This is a genomic window from Pseudomonas amygdali (genome assembly GCF_002699855.1).
GTDB lineage: Bacteria > Pseudomonadota > Gammaproteobacteria > Pseudomonadales > Pseudomonadaceae > Aquipseudomonas > Aquipseudomonas amygdali.
Genome location: NZ_LKBW01000057.1, coordinates 1 through 18358, shown reverse-complemented (window position 1 = coordinate 18358; position 18358 = coordinate 1). Strand labels below are relative to the sequence as shown.

Below are 18358 nucleotides of genomic sequence, written 5' to 3'. Positions count from 1 at the left end.
AGAAGGCGCTGCAATGAACATTCTGGTTATTGAAGACCACCGTGACATTCACGATAACCTGCTGGAATTCTTCGAACTCAGGGGGCACGCGGTAGAAGGTGCGCTGGACGGCCTGAGCGGGCTGCACCTGGCGGCCTCGAAGCGCTTCGACGCGATCATCCTCGACATCATGTTGCCGGGCATTGACGGCAACCAGATTTGCCGCAGTCTGCGCCAGTATTCGAAGTCCGAAGTCGCCATTGTGATGCTCAGTGCGCGGGATGAGCTGGATGACCGTCTTACCGGCTTCAAGGTGGGTGCCGATGATTACATCACCAAACCGTTTGCAATGTCCGAGGTGCTCGCCCGGGTCGAAGCGGTGGTGGGCCGACGCCAGCGCAAGGATAACCGGGTGATGGTGGTCGCTGACCTGCACTTCGATCTGGATACCCTTGAGATAACCCGCAACGGTGTGCCTTTGAAGCTCAACCCGACCAACATGAAGCTGTTGGAATTGTTGATGCGCAAAAGTCCCCATATCGTGAAGCGATCCGAGCTGGAAGAAGTGCTTTGGGGGCGTGATGCCCCGAACAGCAGTAGCCTGCGCAGCAACATTCATATCCTTAGGCGGGTGCTGGACGGCGACCACGAGACGCCGTTGCTGCATACCGCTCATGGCCTGGGTTACAAGTTGTGTGTACAGCGCTGAAGCCTGCTCAGTCGAAATTGAACAGGCGCTGGATCAAGGTCGGTGTACTGCCGGTCCAGCGTTTGAACGAGCGGCGGAAGTTGGCCGGATCGTTGAAGTTCAGGTAGTCCGCCACAGCCTCGTTGCTCAGCCCCTTGATCTGATACAGGTACAGCGCGACATGCTTGCGCGCCAGGTCGTGCTGGGCCTGAAAGCTGGTGCCGTGTTTGTGTAGCTTGCGCTTCAGCGTAGCCGGGCTCATGGCGAAGGCATTTGCAACCTGTTCCAGGCTGGTAGCCTGGCGCACGTTGTCACGCAGGTGCTGGTGTAACCGGTCCAGCAGGCTGAATGGCATACCCAGCGCAGCGAGTTGCCCGGCGGCTTCCTGTTGTGCGACCTGCACGGCGATGGGTGATGCGCCTGGCCACGCGCGGGTGAGGTAATGCCGGGGCAGGCGCATCATGTCCAGCGGGCGGCGAAATGCCGTGTTCTCGCCCAGATGCACCCAGTATTGTTCGATGTAGCGCGGTTCCTCGTGACAGAAACTGCATTCCCACGGCAGCCGTTCCCCGCTGAGCAACTGACTCATCGCGACCAGTGCAGTCATACCGGCCTCCAGCAGGAAGCGTTGCTGTTCGCCAGCGCCGCAACTGTCCAGCCAGTAAAGGTAGGCAAAATGCTCATCCAGCTCCAGACGCGGCGTCAGCAGCGGGCTGAGCAGCGCATGCTGGTGGATGAGGATTTCCAGCGCCTGATGCAGGTTTTGCGCATGACGCAGCGCATGGCTTGCGGCGCCGTAATGGCCGGGAAACAGTCGCTGGCCGAACAGGAAACTGGTGTCGTCGGCTTCCATCTGGCGTTGCGCGTTACCGATCAGAACGAAGAATTGCTGCGCACTGAGCCGCGTCTTGCCCGCAACGATGTCTTCGTAGAACAGGCCTGTGCCTTTGAGCAGGCGATGGCTGTCGATCCCGCGCGACAAGGCCAGATCAATCAGCGTAGCCGGCTGGTAATGGCCGGGGATGAAGCGGCTGTCGGCTTCGTACCAGTCACTTTTGAGAGTCACGGCAGTCGCTCAGGCAGTACGGGTCAGGGGACGTCGGGCGCGGGCCAGCGACAGGTTGAGGCGACGCAGCAGGTTGTCCGGCGTTTCATTGAGGGCCATGACCACCGCCACGCTGGCCGACAGTTGAATGCGTTCACCTTGTTGCCGAGTCTTGTGCGCCAGGCTGGCAACCGCCTGTTGCAGCTCCAGCGCCAGCAGTTTCGCCTGACTCTCTCCGGTATTGGGCAACAACAACACAAACCGGTCGCCCGCCAGACGGCAGAGCAGGTCCTGGCGGCGCAAATTGAGTACCAACAGATGGCTGAGCGCCGATAGAACCTCATCGCCCTCGGCATGACCGAATGCGTTATTGATCGCGCTGAAGTCATCCACATCCAGTACCACCAGCGACAACGGTTGCTGCTGGCAGAGGCTTTCTTCAAGGCTGACAACCAGTTGGCGTTTCAGATAGTCGGCGCTGCCCAGCGGTGTGAGCTTGTCGTAAAGCCGATGCTCACGAAAGCCACGCTCGCGCTTTTCCATCTGCGCGCTGATCGCCAGTTGCTCGCGATGCCAGTGATAGATACCGAGGGTCAGCAGGATAAGGCCGATTGGCATCGGTCCGGATTCCAGCCAGTGACCCCACTGGATGTGGCTGGGCAGGCGAATGAACTCATCCAGCGCGTCGATCCACCAGGAAAAGAACACACAGCTGAGGCCTGTCGACAGGTAATTGGTGACCCGACCGGCTGGTCGGCTCTTGAACACCAGAAACAGCCAGACCAGCGACAGCAGCGCGGAGCCGCCTTCGCCGACGATGTCCAGCCATTGCCATTCGCTGACCTGTTTGACGTTGCCAAATGCCAGAAAGGCCAGCAGGCCCAGGTTGGAAGCGACCATCAACGCAGCGAGTTTCCAGCGATGGGGTTGGATGATCCTGAACATGAAAAGACGGCTCCCGAGCTGCTGGTTATCGGCCAGCAGAACAGATGTACATGACACTTCGGTGACGGGTAACGCGGACCGCGAAAGGTCGAATCAGCTCACGTGTGTTGCAGGTTTTTTCTACGCGCCTGACCGCCACCCGGCTGGTTCGCCTGCCGAATGCATGCGGTTCGTGACGCTTTGCGTCACAAGTCTCCGGAGCAGCACAATGTCATGATGCGTCTGCAGGAGGTCGCCATACGTGCTTCTCGATCACGGTGGCACTGGCGACGCAGAGCGTCACGAACTGCGTTCCAACGCGGAGCGTTGGTACGAGAGTCATACGCACATCGGCTTTTGATTCCGGCCAGCCCCGCCTGAAAGTCAAATCAGCTCATTTGCCTGCCAAATCACCCTCAAACCCGCTGTTTCCAGCCCCTGCGCCCGTTACCTGTCACAGAACCGTCACTGCGCGGCTCTAGCTTGCGCCTCCAGTTGCCGGGTCATTTGCCTGGCCTGTCGGGATTATGGGGGAGGACTTAACATGCACAGGCGTCGCAGCAGGGCTCAACTGGTCGGCTTCACACTCAGCGCGCTGGCATTTGCCATTGCCAGCGAACGTTTACAGGCGGCCGAAGCCGATACCACCGAGCACGTGCAAGTGGTCGGGCAGGCGGCGAGTATCGACAACGCGCTCAAGGAGCAACGCAGCTCCGACAGCATCAAGAGCGTGGTGCATGCCGACGGTGTTGCGCAGTTACCGGACCAGAACGTCGCCGAAGCAGTGCAACGCATGCCGGGCGTCAGCGTCGAGCGCGATCAGGGCGAGGGGCGCTTTGTCACCGTCAGGGGACTGGCGCCTGACCTCAACAGCGTGACCATCAACGGCACGCTGGTGCCTGCCCCGGAAAGTGGCCGACGCGCCGTAGCGCTGGATGTGCTGCCTGCCGAACTGGTGCAGTCACTGTCAGTGATCAAAACCCTGACCCCGGACATGGACGCCAACTCGCTGGGCGGTACAGTCGATGTCGAAAGTCTCTCTGCCTTCAACCACAAAGGGCTGTTCTACACCGGCAGCAGCGAAGCCAGCTACGACAAGAACACCCACCAGACCAGCCCCAAGTTTTCTGGCGCGGCGAGCAATCGTTTCAGCCTTGGCGACGGCATCGACAACTTCGGTGTGGCGGCAGCACTGAGCTGGCAGAAGCGTGATTTCGGCTCCGACAACGTCGAGACCGGCGGAGACTGGGACGGCTCGCGACTGCAATCGTTTGAACAACGCGACTACGACATCAGCCGCGAGCGCACCGGGGGTGGTCTTAACTTCGATTACAAACCCGATGACCTCAGCAAATACTACCTGCGCACCCTGTACAGCCGTTTCAAGGATGATGAGGTGCGCACCACCAACGGTTTCGAATTTGCCAATGCCCAGAGCGCAGGGCAGACCGGCGATGCCGAGGGCACGCGCAAGCTCAAGGCGCGCACCGAAACTCAGGAAATCCAGTCCTACGTGTTCGGTGGCGAACGTATGGTCGGCCTGTGGACGCTCAGCGGCCAGGCCGGTTACAGCGAGTCCAGTGAAGACAGCCCTAGCCATATTGCCGGGGCCACATTCGTGGGCAACGATGATTTTGCCGACACCGGTTTCTACGACCGCGACAAGCCAAGGCCCATCATCGATCCCTCGTTCTACGACAATTCGAACTTTACTCTGGACAAGGTCGACCGGGAAAAGCAGTACACCAAAGACACCGAGAAGAACGTGCGCCTCGACCTGGCCCGCGATTACGACTTCAAGGGCTATGCCTCGCAGTTCAAGTTTGGCGGCAAGGTCAGCCGACGCGACAAAAGCAACGATCTGGAAGTCTGGAAATACGACGATTTCGATGATCAGGGTTTCAGCGATCAGCAACTCAACCTGACACAGTTCCAGAAAGGCACCATCGACTATCGACTGGGCAATTTCGGCAGCGGTATCAGTCCCACTGCGGTCAAGGGCCTGATCGGCGGCCTGAACGCCGCCGACGCCTACGACGCGTCGGAAAGCCGGGCCAATGACTTCAAGATCAACGAAGACATCAATGCCGGTTACTTCATGAATACGCTGGATGTCGATAAATGGCGCTTCATCGCCGGTCTGCGTTACGAGGGCACGGAGATGGACGCCAAAGGAACTGGCGTGCGCGATGGGGCATTCGAGTCCAGTACCACCAACCGCCGCTATCACCACTGGTTACCAGGTCTGCATGCCCGTTATCAGATCGACAAGAGCACCCAGTTACGCGCCGCCTGGACCAAAACCGTGGTGCGCCCGACGTTCGGGCAACTGGCGCCGGGCTTTGTGATCGACGATGACGAAGCCTCTTTCGGTAACCCGAATCTGAAGCCGCTGGAGTCGAGCAACCTTGACCTGGGCATCGAACACTTCATGGGCCGAGCGGGGACGGTGTCGGCGTTCGTGTTCTACAAGGACATCCAGAATTTCGTCTACAACACCGACCTGGCGGGCACCGGGCAGTGGGCGAACTTCTCCGAAGCCAACACCTACGCCAACGGCGACAAGGCCAAGCTCTATGGCCTGGAACTGGCCTATTCGCAAAAGCTCGACTGGCTGCCATCGCCATGGAACGGTCTGCTGCTGGGCGCCAACGCCACGTTGAGCCGTTCCGACGCGAGCATCAACGGTTTCGACCAGAGCACCGGCACCAACCGCAAGCGCGACATCGACCTGCCCAGCCAGTCGAAAACCGTCGGTAACGTCATGCTCGGCTGGGAGAACGACAAGCTGAGTCTGCGTCTGTCCGCCAACTACAAATCGGCCTATCTCTACGAGTTGGCGTCGATCGGCGACAAGGACCACGACCAGTACGTGGATGCGCAGACTTTCGTCGATTTCAGCGCCCGCTATTCACTGACCAAGAACCTCAAGGTCAGCTTCGAGGCGCAGAACCTCACCGATCAGCCGTATTTCGTCTACAGCGGTCATCGCGCCTACAACGGCCAGTACGAAGAATACGGCCCGACCTACAAAGTCGGCCTGACCTTCACTCACTTCTGATCTACCTGACGCGCTCATTCAAAGGATTCAACCGTTCATGATCATTTCGTTATCACCCAAGCCAGCGTGCCTGGCGCTACTGCTTTGTCTTGCGGCCGGGGCTGCGCACGCTTCGCCGCCGATGGACCTGAACCTGACACGCTGGGCTGAAAATGCTTCGTTCAAGGCTCAATCGGCGAGCTTTCTGCCGGGCAGTGACGGCACCCGCCGCCTGGCCGCGAGCGTCAAGGCCGGTCTGTTGCTGCTGGATGAGCAGGGCCGCGAGCTGGCGAAAATGCCGGGGTCGTTCCAAGGGGTCGACAGCCTTACTACAGGCTCAAGTGTGCTCATTGCAACGCTGGATAATGCCCGCCAGCAGGCCATGCTGACCCAGCTCGATCCGACCGGAGCACACTGGTCAAAGCCGGTTTATCTGCCCGCACGCGATTATTCAGTGGCCGGTCTGTGCCTGTACCGCGATGACGCCAGCAACCTGTTTGTGTTTCTGGTGGGCGAGGAGGGCAAGGGCGAACAATGGCTGATTGGCGCAGATAATCGACTGAACGACGCGCCACGCCTGGTGCGCAACCTGCCGCTACCACCCAAAGCCGAGTTTTGTCAGGTCGATGACGCTGCGCACAGGTTGTTCGTCAATGAACAAAACATCGGTTGGTGGGCTTATCCGGCGCACCCCGAGGCTGAGGTCGCGCGTCAGCCTGTGGCTCTGCGCGAACCGTTTGGCGATTTGAAACAGGCGGCGGGGGCAATGGCCATTGTTCCGGGCGGTTTGCTGGCGCTGGACCCGAAAGGCAAGGCGTTGCATCTCTATCAGCAGCAGGAATCGCTGGAGAACTGGACGCCGGTGGCCGATCTGTCGCTGATGAGCCTGAAAAAGCCGGAAGGGCTTTCTGTGCGTGAGAGCAAGAACAGCTTGCAGGTGTTGGTTAACGACAATGACGGCGAGCGCCTGTATCAGGGGGAACTGAGCTGGTCGCCCAAACCGGTGAATAACGCCAAGCCGTTGCCGACTGTCATGGCGGCGAGTCAGAGCCAGCCGGTCGGGCGTCAGGGTGACGCCGCCGACGACCCGGCCATTTGGGTCCACCCGAAAAATCCGGCGCTCAGTCGCGTGTTGGGCACCAACAAAAAGCAGGGCCTGCTGGCTTATGACCTGACTGGCAAGCAGCTGCAGGAATTACCGGTAGGCCGCCTGAACAACGTCGATCTACGCCCAGGCTTCATGCTCGGCAAGAAGACTGTCGACCTGGCGGTAGCCAGTAACCGGGATCACAACAGCCTGAGCCTGTTCAGCATCGACCGGACCAGCGGCGTCATTCGTGAAGCGGGAGAGATCCCCACACCATTGGCGGAAATCTATGGCGTCTGCCTGTTCAAACCTGCCAGTGGCGAGCTGTACGCCTTCGCCAACGGTAAAGACGGCAGCTTTCTCCAGTATCGGCTCAGCGCGTCCGACGGTAAGGCAAAAGGCGAGCTGGTACGCCGCTTCAAGGTCGACACCCAGCCGGAAGGCTGCGTGGCCGATGACCAGCGTCAACGCCTGTTTCTCGGTGAAGAGGACGTTGGCGTCTGGGAAGTCGATGCGCGGGCGGATCAGCCTGCGACGCTTTCCAGTGTGATCAAGGTGGGCGAGGCGGTGCATGCCGATGTCGAGGGGCTGGCGCTGTATCAGAGTGACAAGCACGACTATCTGGTGATCTCCAGTCAGGGCAACGACAGCTACGTGGTGGTCGATGCCGAGCCGCCTTACGCACTGCGCGGCGCTTTTCGGGTCGGTCTCAACGCGAACGCGGGGATTGACGGTACCTCGGAAACCGACGGCATCGAAGTGACCTCCATGAACCTCGGCGGTCCCTGGAGCAAAGGCATGCTGGTGGTGCAGGACGGGCGCAAACGCATGCCCGAGCAGGCGCAGAACTTCAAGTTCGTGCCGTGGGCCGAGGTGATGAAAACCTTGAAGCTGCCGTAAGTCGTTTGTCATCAAGCGGTGCTAATCATTCGTTCCATTACAGAGGACTACCACGATGCACGCCACCCTCGAACACATGACTATCTGGGGCCTGATCAGCGATGCCAGCCTGCTGGTCAAGGCCGTGATGCTGATTCTGTTACTCGCTTCGCTGGTCAGCTGGTACCTGATCATCCAGCGCAGTCTTGCGCTGGGCCATTACGAGCGGACACTGGATGCGTTTCAGCAGCGCTTTCGCGGTGAAGCCGAGCTGGCACCGCTGTACTCCGACAGCCGTTCGGCTCAAGAGGGCGCTGACGGTATCGAGCGCGTCTTCAACGCCGGTTATGCCGAGTACGTGCAACTCAAGCCACGTCCCGGCATCGAGCCTGACGTAGTGCTGTCAGGCGTCGAACGCGCATTGCAGGTCGCGATCAGCGAGCAGGAGCTGCAACTGGAAAAAGGCCTGCAGTTTCTCGCTACGGTCGGCTCGGTCAGCCCCTACATCGGCCTGTTCGGCACGGTCTGGGGGATCATGAATTCCTTCATCGGCCTGTCTCAAGTGCAGCAGGCCACACTGTCGACGGTCGCGCCGGGTATTGCCGAAGCCTTGATTGCCACGGCCATCGGCCTGTTCGCCGCCATTCCTGCCGTTATCGCCTACAACCGTTTTGCCGCGCGTGGCCAGACGCTCACGGCCCGTTACTACAGCTTCGGCAATGAACTGCAGGTGCGCCTGAACCGCACCCTGCAAGGCCTGACCCGCAACATGGCCGCTGCGGCCTGAGGACTTGTCATGCTGGTCAAACCACAACGCAAACATGGCCCGAAAGCCGAAATGAATGTCGTGCCCTACATCGACGTGATGCTGGTGCTGCTGGTGATTTTCATGGTCACGGCACCGATGCTGACCCAAGGGGTGAAAATCGAGTTACCCAAAGTGGCCAGCGAAGCACTCGCCAGCGATACCCGGCAGCGCATCGTGACCCTGTCCGTCAAGGCGCAGGGCGGCTACTACTGGAACCTGGGCGACACGGTCGATACTCAAACGCAGACCGATCAGGCTGCGAGCCTTGAAGACATGCAGGAGCGCATCGCCCGACTGGTTGCCGAGCGCAAGGACACGCAAGTGTTCATCCGTGCCGATGACAAGGCTGATTATGGCCGGGTAGTCGCCGCCATGGCGGCGCTGCAACGCAGTGGCGTAACGCAATTGGGCTTGGTGACCGAGGCCCCGCAATGAACACCCTGGCCCTCGATTACCACCCGCCGCGCCGCGAATGGGTGAATGGGCCCTGGCTGCGCAGCAATGGCCTGGCCGCTGCCATCGCGCTGGCATTGCATGGCGTGCTGCTGGGCGGTCTTATGTTCGGCTGGAGCCCGCACGAAGCACCGCCCGCACAGAGCAGAACCCTGACCACGCAATTAGTGATTTTGCCGCCAGCGCCTGAGCCGGTTCCAGTCGCCGCTGCGCCGGTTGTCGAGCCTTTTCAGCTGCCGCCACCTGCACCGGCCTCGCTGCCGATCACCCAGCCGGTAGAAGCTGCAAAACCGCAGGCAGAGCCGCAGCGCCAGGTCGAACAGGCGGCGTTGGCACGCAAGCGCGTTGACGAGCAAAAGCGCGAGCGTGAACAGCAACAGAGCGTTCAGCGCCTGCACGAAGCCGAGCAGCAAAAGCGCCAGGAACAGCAGCGGCTGGCCGAGCAGCAACTTCAGCAGGTTGAGCAACAACGTCAGGCCGAACAGGCGCGTCAGTCTGCCGAGCGCGCCCGCCAGGCGCAGCAATCAGCACAACAGCAGGCCGCCGCTGACAGCAGCCAGTATCAGCCACTCAGCAAGGAGGCTCCGGACTATCCCGAACGGGCTCTGGACAAAGGCATCGAGGGTGATTGCACGGTGGTCTACGACGTGTCGCCGCAAGGCACGGTGGTCAACCCGCAAGTGCAGGGTGCGTGCCATCCATTGTTCATCCGTCCGTCACTGGCCGCAGCGCAAACCTTTCGTTATCAGCCACGGGTTGTCGAGGGCAGGGCAGTGACCGTGTCCGGGGTGAAGAATACTTTCCACTACCGGATCAAATAGACAGCGGGCCTGACGCAAGCTGCGGCAGGCCCGCACAGGTTTTAACTGACCTTGAAGCGCCGTACCAGCGCAATCAGGCGAGTGTTGGACTCGGAAAGGGCAGCGGTGCTGCGTTCGTTACTGGAGCCGCCTTCGACCAGCTCTTCGACGATGTGCCGAACGGCAATGATGTTACGGCTGATTTCCTCTGACACCGCGCTTTGCTCCTCGGCCGCTGTGGCGATTTGCGTGCTCAGGTCGTTGATCTGCAGAACCGAGCGAGTCATGTCGTCCAGGCCGCTTGTTACGGCAGTGGTTTTGCCTGCCGTGGTCTGGCAACTCTGGCGGGTTTTTTCCATCGCGGCTACTGCTGCGCTGACGCCTTGTTGCAGGCTGCCGAGCATTTCGTTGATCTCCGACGTGCTGGCCTGGGTGCGAGCGGCGAGGGCGCGCACCTCATCGGCCACGACCGCAAAGCCACGACCCTGTTCGCCGGCGCGCGCGGCTTCAATGGCGGCGTTAAGTGCGAGCAGGTTGGTCTGCCCGGCGATTTCGCCAATCACCGCCAGCACCGCGTTGATGCGCTTGGCGTCCTGCTCCATCGACTGCACTTTGCTGGTGGCCGAATCGACCTCGCTGATCAGTGCATTCACGCTGTCAGAAGCGTCCGCAACAACGGTTTTCGATACCTGAGCGTTCTCGTTGGCCGACTGCGTGAAGCTTGCGGTCTGCGCCGCGCTGCGGGCCACTTCGTCCGCGGTGGAGGACATCTCGGTGATCGCAGTAACGGCCTGATCGGTTTCGTTGGCGTGACGGATCAGAATGGCACTGGTAACGCCCGCCTGACTGCGCAGTTGTTCGATACCGCTGGCAATCTCGCTGGTGGAACTGCTGACGTCGAGCATCATGCGTTGCAGGTAGGCAATGAAGTTGTTGACCGACTCACCCACCTGATCCACTTCATCGTGCCCTTTGACGGCAATGCGCCGGGTGAGATCGGCGTCACCGGCCGACAGCGTGTCGATGTTGGTTTTGAGCACGCCCAGACGGTTCATCAGCGTGCGCAACGCAACGATCATCAGCACCAGCAGCACCAGAACCATCGGGATCTGCAGCCAGGCCAGGGTCTTTAGGACGGTTTCGCTCTGGCTTTTCAGCAGATCGGTGTTTTGCGAAACGGCCAGCAACCAGGGCGTTCCAGCAACCGGCATCAGAAACAGGGTTGACTCCTCGCCATCGCTGTTCTGGTAAGTCAGACGCGAGGTGCCAGTACCTTTGACGGCGAGTGCCGACTTGATGCCATTGATGAACGGCGATTGCGCCGCCAGTTCGGAGACGTTGCGCAGCACGATCTTGTCGCTGCTGCCCGGCACGTTGGACAGAATCTTGCCATCGGCCTCAATGATCATGATCCGGCCATGGACTTCCTGCTCTTTGGCTTCAACCAGCTTGTTGAAGAAGCCCAGCGTCACGTCGATGGTCGACACGCCCCAAGGCTGTCCGTCCTTGGTAATGGCCATGGCGCAGTTGGTGCGCGGTTCCGGGCTGGCGGCATCCTGATAGGCGGGCGCCCAGGCGCATTGGCCAGCAGGGGAGTTCAAGCCGCCTTTGTGCCAGCCCTGTTCGAAATAGTTGAGCGACTCAGGCGAGTTCCAATGGGTGTTGACGATCAATTTTCCCGACGCATCGCGGTGGTAGAAGGTGCTGTGCTTGGCACGACCGGGCGTGCGCACGTTCGGCAAAGGCCAGATCCCGCCGCCGAATACCTTGGCTTCGCCGTACTGGTTGACCATGAACGGCAGCAAGCGGTCGATATCGTCACTGGACAGCTGCGGCACCAGCTCGGTGATCACCCGCGCCTGCGCCTGTACGCGCGCCAACTCGGTCTTGATCTCATCGCTGATGTCTGCCGCCTTGGCGGTCAGCATGTTTTCATCGTTGGCCGTAAGCCTGGGGGACACGAACTGACCGATGCCATAAACCGTCAGAACAACGACCAGCGCCATGAATCCTACGAAGGTTGCGGTGTAGCGAGCTTGTACTGTCTTGAGCGAGGCCATTTTTTTGTTATACCTGATCCGTAGGAAAGGAATTACCTGACTCAGGTGTCGACCGGGATAGATATTTCTTGATGTGACAAAAGTGCCAACTTCAGTACGATCGGCTGCGTCCAGCGTCGCACAAGGCACTAGAGGTATTCTCCCGTGGGTCATCAGGAACAACCGATATCGCGCAAGCCGCAACGCAGAAAATTTTTCAGTCCCTCGCTTGACTTCCTTTTCCTAATCAGTAACATAGCGCTCATTCCGCGATAGCTCAGTTGGTAGAGCAAGTGACTGTTAATCACTGGGTCCCTGGTTCGAGTCCAGGTCGTGGAGCCAGACAAGGTTTCAGAGAAGACTTTAAAAATCTTTGAAACACCGAAAACCCGCCTTCTGGCGGGTTTTTTAGTTTTGGCGCCGAGCACTGGCAACGCGACAATTCATGGACTTGGCAGAGAAAACACCTTGAGTAGTTTTTAAATCGCCTCCAGTACCAGAAATGAATCTTACGTCTGCACCGAACGCGTCGTTGATCCGCTCGCATCGGAGGACTGCGCTTTAGACCTGCGCTTGTAATCCGCAGGCGTCATCCCGGTAAGTTGAATGAAAGCCCGTCGGAACGAGGTATCCTCGTTGTAGCCGCACTTGAGTGCCACTTGTTTAATGCTGGCTCCCGGTGTCTGGAGGAGGACGCAAGCCGTTTCTATCCTCACTCGGGTAATGAGCTCTTCAGGCGACTCATTGGGTAATTTCTTGAATCGTCGATGCATTGTCCGCTCGCTCAGATTCAACATTTTGGCGAGCTCTTCAGCCGTCAGCCCGGGTCTGGCATGGCGAATGATTTGCTCGGTTTCCAGAAGCAGCGGATCAGCACTATTTATAAAACCGCGGGGTGCATAAACCAGTTGAGGCAGTGGCAAGACTAGACGGGTAAATCGGCGAGGGTATACGAAGAAAACTAATTAATCGGCTGCTGAACGAGTCTGGAGCAGACTATCGCGCCAATGCGCAGCATGGGCGCGATAGTCATCAGGACGTGTGTATAACCGTGAGCGATGAGTATCACGGCGATAATCAATGCTCAATACGGCGAAATAGTCCCCAGCAAACCCACCGCTATCGCCAGCAACAAAAAACCTATCAATGAAAGTCCGAGCTTGCCCATGAGCGTCTCCTGCTGATCGATCTGTCTGTAACGAGTCGCAGGTTCCGGTCTATGACGGTTGTCCTGCGCGTTTTAATGCGTGGCCATTATCCTGCGCAGGCAGATTCTGGTACAGATTCAGAAATAGCTTAAAAATACGGATCAGTTGTACGTGGGCCGAACGTAAACACTTCAGAACGACGCGATGATTCGTCCAAGCATCGCCATGGCCTGCTCGCTGCGTTCATCCCAGGGCGTGCCGTAGTTCAGGCGTGCGCAATTCTTGAAGCGCTACGAGGCCGAGAAGATCGGGCCGGGTGCCAGGCTGATGCCTTGGGCCAGGGCCATCTGGAACACCTGCAGCGAGTCCACTTGCTCGGGGAATTCGAACCACAGAAAGTACCCGCCAGCGGGGCGGGTGACGCGTGTCGCTGCCGGGAAATAACGAGCGGCAGCGGCCAGCATCGCGCCCTGTTGCAGTTCGAGGGTGTCGCGCAATTTGCGCAGGTGCCGGTCGTAGCCGCCATGTTTGAGGTAGTCGGCAATCGCTGCCTGGGCGGGGACAGAGGGTGAAATGGTGGTCATCAGTTTCAGCCGATTGATCTGTTCGGTATAACGCCCGCCTGCCACCCAGCCGACACGGTAGCCGGGGGCCAGGGTCTTGGAAAACGAGCTGCAGTGCATCACCAGCCCGCTGTGATCCAGGCTTTTGACCGGATGGGGTGCATTGGCGCCGTAATACAGCTCGGCGTACACATCGTCCTCGATCAGCGGGATCTGCTGTCGTTCCAGCAGGTTGTAGAGCTTGAGTTTTTTCGCCTGGGTCATGCTCGCGCCCAGCGGGTTCTGGAAGCTGCTCATGAACCAGCAGGCTTTGATCGGCAGGCGTGTCAGGCTGTCCTGCAAAGAGTCCAGGTCCACGCCGTCACGCGGATGCACGGGGATTTCGACGGCTTTTAGCTTGAGCCGCTCCAGCACCTGAAGGCAGGCATAGAACGCAGGTGCTTCGATGGCGACCAGGTCGCCGGGCTCGGTAACGCATTGCAGGCACAGATTCAGGGCTTCCATCGCGCCGTTGGTGATTACCAGTTCATCGGCGGGCAGGCGCACGCCGCTGATCATGTAGCGCAGAGCAATCTGGCGGCGCAGTTCGGAGTTCCCGGTGGTCATGTCGCTGACAATGCCCGCTGGCGTCATCGCCCGCACCGCTGAAGACATCGACTTGGCCAGGCGCGGCAATGGGTAAAGGTGCGGGCTGGGAAATGCCGAGCCGAAAGGAACGGTGTCCGGGTTCTTGAGCGAGCCAAGCACGGAAAAAATCAGGTCGCTGACGCCCAGCTCGGTGCCTTCGCTGATGTGCCTGACCAGTTCAGGCTCGGTCAGCGCATTGGCAGCATGCTCGCGCACGTAATACCCGGAGCGTGCACGAGCCTGAATCAGGCCTTTGTCTTCCAGCAGGTAATACGCCTTGAAGACGGTGGCGGGGCTCACCGAATAGGTGCGACTGGCAACCCTGACGGAGGGGACTTTCTCGCCTGCTGGCAACACGCCGCTGCGAATCATTTCCGAAATGTCGGCGGCGAATTTTTCGTAGCGTTTCATAGAAGGCATCGGGGGCAAATGATGCCTGCATCATGAGTTAAAACCGCCCTTGCAAACAGGGGCAAGTTATCCTGGAAAAAGCATATCAGCTGCGCTGTGTCGCTGTCGGGCTAGCCTCTGCGTCTTGAACCCCTCAAACGTATGGGTCTATGATGCTCACGTCCTGCGGCCCATCGAAGGAATCACTTTTGTCCCGTTCCAGCTGGCTGCCTACGCCGCCTTAGCGCTTCGCCCCCTCGCCACACCCTGACTGCCACTGACTGCGGTCGCCTGTCGCTGTGTCCGTTTGACGGTCGCCGCCACCTCCATCACTACTCATTCGAAAACCGATGCACACGTACGTCCGGCATTCGCTGCTGCGCGTCCCGCTGTGTTCGATACAGGTATTTCCATGCTCGAAAAAATAAAAGCTACGTGGTTTTCCAGCGTCCGGGCCGATGTTCTGGCCGGGCTTGTCGTTGCATTGGCTCTGATTCCAGAGGCCATTGCGTTCTCCATCATCACGGGGGTAGACCCGAAAGTCGGGCTTTACGCCTCGTTCTGTATCTGTGTGGTCATTGCTTTCGTGGGCGGCCGCCCGGCGATGATTTCCGCCGCCACAGGTGCGATGGCACTGCTGATGGTGAACCTGGTGAAAGAGCACGGTCTTCAGTATTTGCTGGCGGCCACTTTGTTGTGCGGCGTGTTGCAGATCATCGCCGGGTACTTGCGCCTCGGAGAGCTGATGCGCTTTGTTTCGCGATCAGTGGTGACCGGCTTTGTGAACGCGCTGGCGATTCTGATTTTCATGGCCCAACTGCCAGAACTGACCCATGCGACCTGGCCGGTCTATGCCATGACGGCGGCGGGCCTGGCAATTATCTATCTGTTCCCGTGCGTGCCGTTGCTGCGCAAGCTGCTGCCGTCGCCGCTGGTGTGCATTCTGCTGCTCACGGCAATGTCCATTTACATGGGCCTTGATGTACGAACAGTTGGTGATATGGGCGCGATGCCTGACAGTCTGCCGGTGTTCATGTGGCCGGACGTTGCGCTGAATCTCGACACGCTGTTGATCATCCTGCCGTACTCCGCGGCTTTGGCGGTGGTGGGCCTGCTTGAGTCGATGATGACCGCAACCATTGTCGACGATCTGACCGATACCACCAGCGACAGGAATCGTGAGTGCAGAGGGCAGGGCATTGCCAATATTGCCAGTGGCCTGATCGGTGGCATGGCCGGTTGCGCGATGATCGGCCAATCAATGATCAACGTGAAGTCGGGGGGCAGAACACGACTCTCGACCCTCAGCGCGGGCTTGCTGCTGTTGATCATGATGCTGTTTCTGGGCGACTGGCTGGCGCGTATTCCGATGGCGGCGCTGGTGGCGGTGATGATCATGGTGTCGATAAGTACGTTCAGCTGGGAGTCGATCCGCAACCTTAAACAGTACCCGCTCTCGACCAATATCGTGATGGTCGTGACGGTGATCATGGTGGTAGCCACCCATAACCTCGCCTATGGCGTGCTGGTGGGGTCCCTGCTGGCCGCGATGTTCTTTGCCAGCAAGATCGCCCGTTATCTCGACGTCACTTCGCAACGCGACCCCGAGCACAGCCACCGCACTTATTACGTGACCGGTCAGGTGTTTTTTGCTTCTGCCGAGCGCTTCATGGCGTCCTTCGACCTGCGCGAAAACGTCGAAACACTCGCCATTGATCTGCGCGAGGCGCATTTCTGGGACATCACTGCGGTTGCCGCGCTGGACAAGGTGGTGCTCAAGCTGAGGAGGGCGGGTATCAGTGTGGACGTTGTAGGTATGAACCGGGCGACGGCCACGCTGGTGGATCGGTTTGGCGTGCACGACAAACCGGACGCTATCGATTCGTTGATGGGGCATTGATCCGCAGGTTCGGGTCAGCAGGATCAGGCCGGGATTTCCAGGCGGATCACCGACCTGCCGCCAGGCCTGTTGTGCACCCCGATAGTGCCGTCATGCTCGAGGCAAATAGCCCGGGCGATGGACAGGCCAAGGCCGCTGCCTCCCGAATAGCGCGCCCGCGAACGTTCGGCGCGCCAGAAACGGTCGAACACCTGCTCAAGGTTTTCCGAGCCGAAGCCGGGCCCGCGGTCGGAGACGGTCAGTTCCATGCTCCGTGCGTGGGCCCTGCCGACAATCAGCAGTTCACCGCCCATCGCCGAGTAGCGCAGCACATTATCGACGAGAATATTGACTACCTGGCCGATCCGGTCACGGTCGGCGTTGACGGTCAGTTGTTGAGGGATGTCGATCGTCACGACAACGCCCGCTTCATCGAGCTGTGCGGCAAACCAGCTCAGGCGTTCGGCCACCAGTTTCTCAAGGGAAAATACCGTCTTGTCCAGGGTGAGCTGGCCAGCGAGAGAAGGTGCAGATCGCTCACCAGTTTGTTCAACTGGTTGAGCTGGCGGTGGACCATTTCCAGTTGTGCCAGATCGCGGGGGAACACTTCGTCGATCATGCCCTGAATGCGCCCCATGGCCGCGTTCAGTGGCGTGCGCAGTTCATGGGCGATCATAGCGCTGGACTCGCTGACCTCCAGTTCGTAACGGCCCAGCTGGGTGGTCATGGTATTGAAGTCGCTGACCAGCGCCTGTAGCTCGTCCGGGTCTTTGTCGCTCATTGGCAGGCGCGTCTTGAAGTCGCCCTGGGCGACCTGACGTGCGCCTCTGGCAATCGAAGAGAACTGGCTGGAAAGCGGGCGGGAGAACAAAAAGCCGAAAAAGATGATGATAGGGATGGCCATCATCACCAGCGCTGCCAATACCCACCATTCCTTGTTGGCGATGCCCGGCAGCAGGTTTTCGATCGGGTAATACTCGAAGAACAGCTCGCGAAGCTTGACCATGTCCATGGCAGGTTCGGCCTGCAATCGTATGAACTCCGTGCGCACATCGGCTGGCATTGCCTGCAATGTGAGCCAGTCAGACACCGTGACGTGCAGCCACATGCAGAACGCGATCACGATGACTGCGCCGACGGCCAGCATGCTCATGCGCATGCCGACCCAGTGCCATAAAGGTTTCTGCCGGTGTCTGAAGAAACGTCGCATGAGGCTCACCTGAATCGATAGCCGACAGAGCGGACAGTCACCAGCACATTATCCACGCCGTGAATTTCGAGTTTGCGACGCAGATTGTGCACGTGCGCATCGACAACCCTGGCCAGCGCCTCGCTGTCGGGCAGGCAGATTTCCAGCAATTCTTCGCGGGTGAAGGCTTTGTAGGGTGTTTTCAGCAAGGTCGAAAGGATCTTGAACTCGGTGGGTGTCAGGTCGAGCAGTGTGTCTGTGCCGTCGTGTCCTTCAATGATGGCGGTGACTGCATTCAGGTCCACCAGCAGGTTCTGGTAACGCAAATGGCGGTCATTACTGGCGTTCTGCTGGGAGCGCCGCAGCACCGCGTGCACACGGGCCACCACTTCCTTGGGGTTGTAGGGTTTGACCACGTAATCGTCAGCCCCGTAGCGCAATGCGCCGAGCTTTTCCGGTTCGTCGCCCATGGCCGTGACCATGATCACCGGTGTGTCGCTGCAACGGCGCACCGCCGACAGCACGTCCGTACCACTGACCAGCGGCAGCATGACGTCCAGCAGAATCAGGTCGGGTTTCCACTGGCGATGCATGTCGATACCGCGCTGCCCGTTTTCGGCCAGCCCTACGCTGAACCCGTCACGACGCAGATAAGCCTCGAGAATGCTGGCGCTGTCGGCATCGTCTTCGACGATCAGAATGCGTTTTCCTGACACAAGAATGCCTCTTGGGAAATCCTGAAAAAGACTTCCTGATTTGGCAAAATCTCCGGGCACCAATCGCCGAGCTTTTCGATGATGAATCAAATGACCTTCGCCGA

11 protein-coding genes, 1 tRNA gene and 4 pseudogenes are annotated in these 18358 nt (G+C 59.3%); 8 read left to right on the top strand and 8 right to left on the bottom strand.

All coding sequences use genetic code 11. The features are described 5' to 3' along the window. Positions 1-13 precede the first annotated feature (13 nt). Positions 14-688 (top strand): response regulator transcription factor, encoded by a 675-nt coding sequence (locus tag AO277_RS06185; RefSeq protein ID WP_004665622.1) that lies wholly within the window; start codon positions 14-16, stop codon positions 686-688. Positions 689-695: 7 nt separating this feature from the next. Here AO277_RS06185 and AO277_RS06180 read toward each other — a convergent pair whose 3' ends face one another. Next, positions 696-1733 carry an AraC family transcriptional regulator gene (locus tag AO277_RS06180; protein WP_031596678.1) on the bottom strand — a complete coding sequence of 346 codons (1038 nt, stop codon included), beginning with the start codon at positions 1731-1733 and terminating at the stop codon, positions 696-698. Between the two features lie 9 nt (positions 1734-1742). Next, a complete protein-coding gene (locus tag AO277_RS06175; protein ID WP_044317922.1) occupies positions 1743-2657 on the bottom strand; it encodes a GGDEF domain-containing protein in 915 nt (304 codons plus the stop codon). Positions 2658-3180: 523 nt separating this feature from the next. Between AO277_RS06175 and AO277_RS06170 the strand changes: the two genes are divergently transcribed. The 5 genes from AO277_RS06170 to AO277_RS06150 are packed head-to-tail and all read left to right on the top strand — an operon-like array spanning position 3181 to position 9724. Then, positions 3181-5697 (top strand): TonB-dependent receptor, encoded by a 2517-nt coding sequence (locus tag AO277_RS06170; RefSeq protein WP_044317921.1) that lies wholly within the window; start codon positions 3181-3183, stop codon positions 5695-5697. Positions 5698-5734: 37 nt separating this feature from the next. After that, a complete protein-coding gene (locus AO277_RS06165; protein WP_044317920.1) occupies positions 5735-7663 on the top strand; it encodes a phytase in 1929 nt (642 codons plus the stop codon). 55 nt (positions 7664-7718) lie between these two features. Continuing rightward, positions 7719-8429 (top strand): protein TolQ, encoded by a 711-nt coding sequence (tolQ, locus tag AO277_RS06160; protein ID WP_044317919.1) that lies wholly within the window; start codon positions 7719-7721, stop codon positions 8427-8429. 9 nt (positions 8430-8438) lie between these two features. Next, entirely contained in the window at positions 8439-8885 is a 447-nt protein-coding gene (tolR, locus tag AO277_RS06155) for a protein TolR (protein WP_044317918.1), read from the top strand. Further along, on the top strand, positions 8882-9724 hold the full coding sequence (locus tag AO277_RS06150; RefSeq protein WP_044317917.1) for an energy transducer TonB: 843 nt from the start codon (positions 8882-8884) through the stop codon (positions 9722-9724). The genes tolR and AO277_RS06150 overlap by 4 nt, the downstream gene beginning before the upstream one ends. A 41-nt stretch (positions 9725-9765) precedes the next feature. Here the strand turns inward: AO277_RS06150 and AO277_RS29610 are convergent. Together AO277_RS29610 and AO277_RS29605 are read right to left on the bottom strand one after the other, a co-directional pair. Further along, positions 9766-10308: pseudogene (locus tag AO277_RS29610) on the bottom strand (methyl-accepting chemotaxis protein); the annotation flags it as partial. 318 nt (positions 10309-10626) lie between these two features. Then, positions 10627-11496 (bottom strand): annotated as a pseudogene (locus tag AO277_RS29605) (HAMP domain-containing protein); the annotation flags it as partial. A 512-nt stretch (positions 11497-12008) separates the two neighbouring features. Here AO277_RS29605 and AO277_RS06140 point away from each other — a divergent pair. Beyond that, positions 12009-12084, top strand: a tRNA-Asn gene (locus tag AO277_RS06140). Between the two features lie 167 nt (positions 12085-12251). Here AO277_RS06140 and AO277_RS29600 read toward each other — a convergent pair. Continuing rightward, the gene (locus tag AO277_RS29600; RefSeq protein ID WP_371411868.1) at positions 12252-12515 is read right to left on the bottom strand and encodes a helix-turn-helix domain-containing protein; all 264 of its coding nucleotides are present in this window, start codon (positions 12513-12515) and stop codon (positions 12252-12254) included. Between the two features lie 566 nt (positions 12516-13081). Continuing rightward, a pseudogene (gene mapR / locus AO277_RS06125) lies at positions 13082-14491 on the bottom strand (GntR family transcriptional regulator MpaR). A gap of 391 nt (positions 14492-14882) precedes the next feature. Here mapR and AO277_RS06120 point away from each other — a divergent pair. Beyond that, positions 14883-16370, top strand: a complete 1488-nt coding sequence (locus AO277_RS06120; RefSeq protein WP_044317915.1) for a SulP family inorganic anion transporter — start codon at positions 14883-14885, stop codon at positions 16368-16370. 23 nt (positions 16371-16393) lie between these two features. Here the strand turns inward: AO277_RS06120 and AO277_RS06115 are convergent. Together AO277_RS06115 and AO277_RS06110 are read right to left on the bottom strand one after the other, a co-directional pair. After that, positions 16394-17559: pseudogene (locus AO277_RS06115) on the bottom strand (sensor histidine kinase). A gap of 5 nt (positions 17560-17564) precedes the next feature. Then, a complete protein-coding gene (locus tag AO277_RS06110; RefSeq protein WP_044317914.1) occupies positions 17565-18254 on the bottom strand; it encodes a response regulator in 690 nt (229 codons plus the stop codon). Between the last annotated feature and the right edge of the window lie 104 nt (positions 18255-18358).

Excerpts from the sequence above, each read along its gene's own strand:
- AO277_RS06120 (WP_044317915.1), top strand. The coding sequence starts at position 14,883 with ATGCTCGAAAAAATAAAAGCTACGTGGTTTTCCAGCGTCCGGGCCGAT.
- tolR (WP_044317918.1), top strand. The coding sequence starts at position 8,439 with ATGCTGGTCAAACCACAACGCAAACATGGCCCGAAAGCCGAAATGAAT.
- AO277_RS06170 (WP_044317921.1), top strand. The coding sequence starts at position 3,181 with ATGCACAGGCGTCGCAGCAGGGCTCAACTGGTCGGCTTCACACTCAGC.
- AO277_RS06165 (WP_044317920.1), top strand. The coding sequence starts at position 5,735 with ATGATCATTTCGTTATCACCCAAGCCAGCGTGCCTGGCGCTACTGCTT.
- tolQ (WP_044317919.1), top strand. The coding sequence starts at position 7,719 with ATGCACGCCACCCTCGAACACATGACTATCTGGGGCCTGATCAGCGAT.
- AO277_RS06185 (WP_004665622.1), top strand. The coding sequence starts at position 14 with ATGAACATTCTGGTTATTGAAGACCACCGTGACATTCACGATAACCTG.
- AO277_RS29600 (WP_371411868.1), bottom strand. The coding sequence starts at position 12,515 with ATGCATCGACGATTCAAGAAATTACCCAATGAGTCGCCTGAAGAGCTC.
- AO277_RS06175 (WP_044317922.1), bottom strand. The coding sequence starts at position 2,657 with ATGTTCAGGATCATCCAACCCCATCGCTGGAAACTCGCTGCGTTGATG.
- AO277_RS06150 (WP_044317917.1), top strand. The coding sequence starts at position 8,882 with ATGAACACCCTGGCCCTCGATTACCACCCGCCGCGCCGCGAATGGGTG.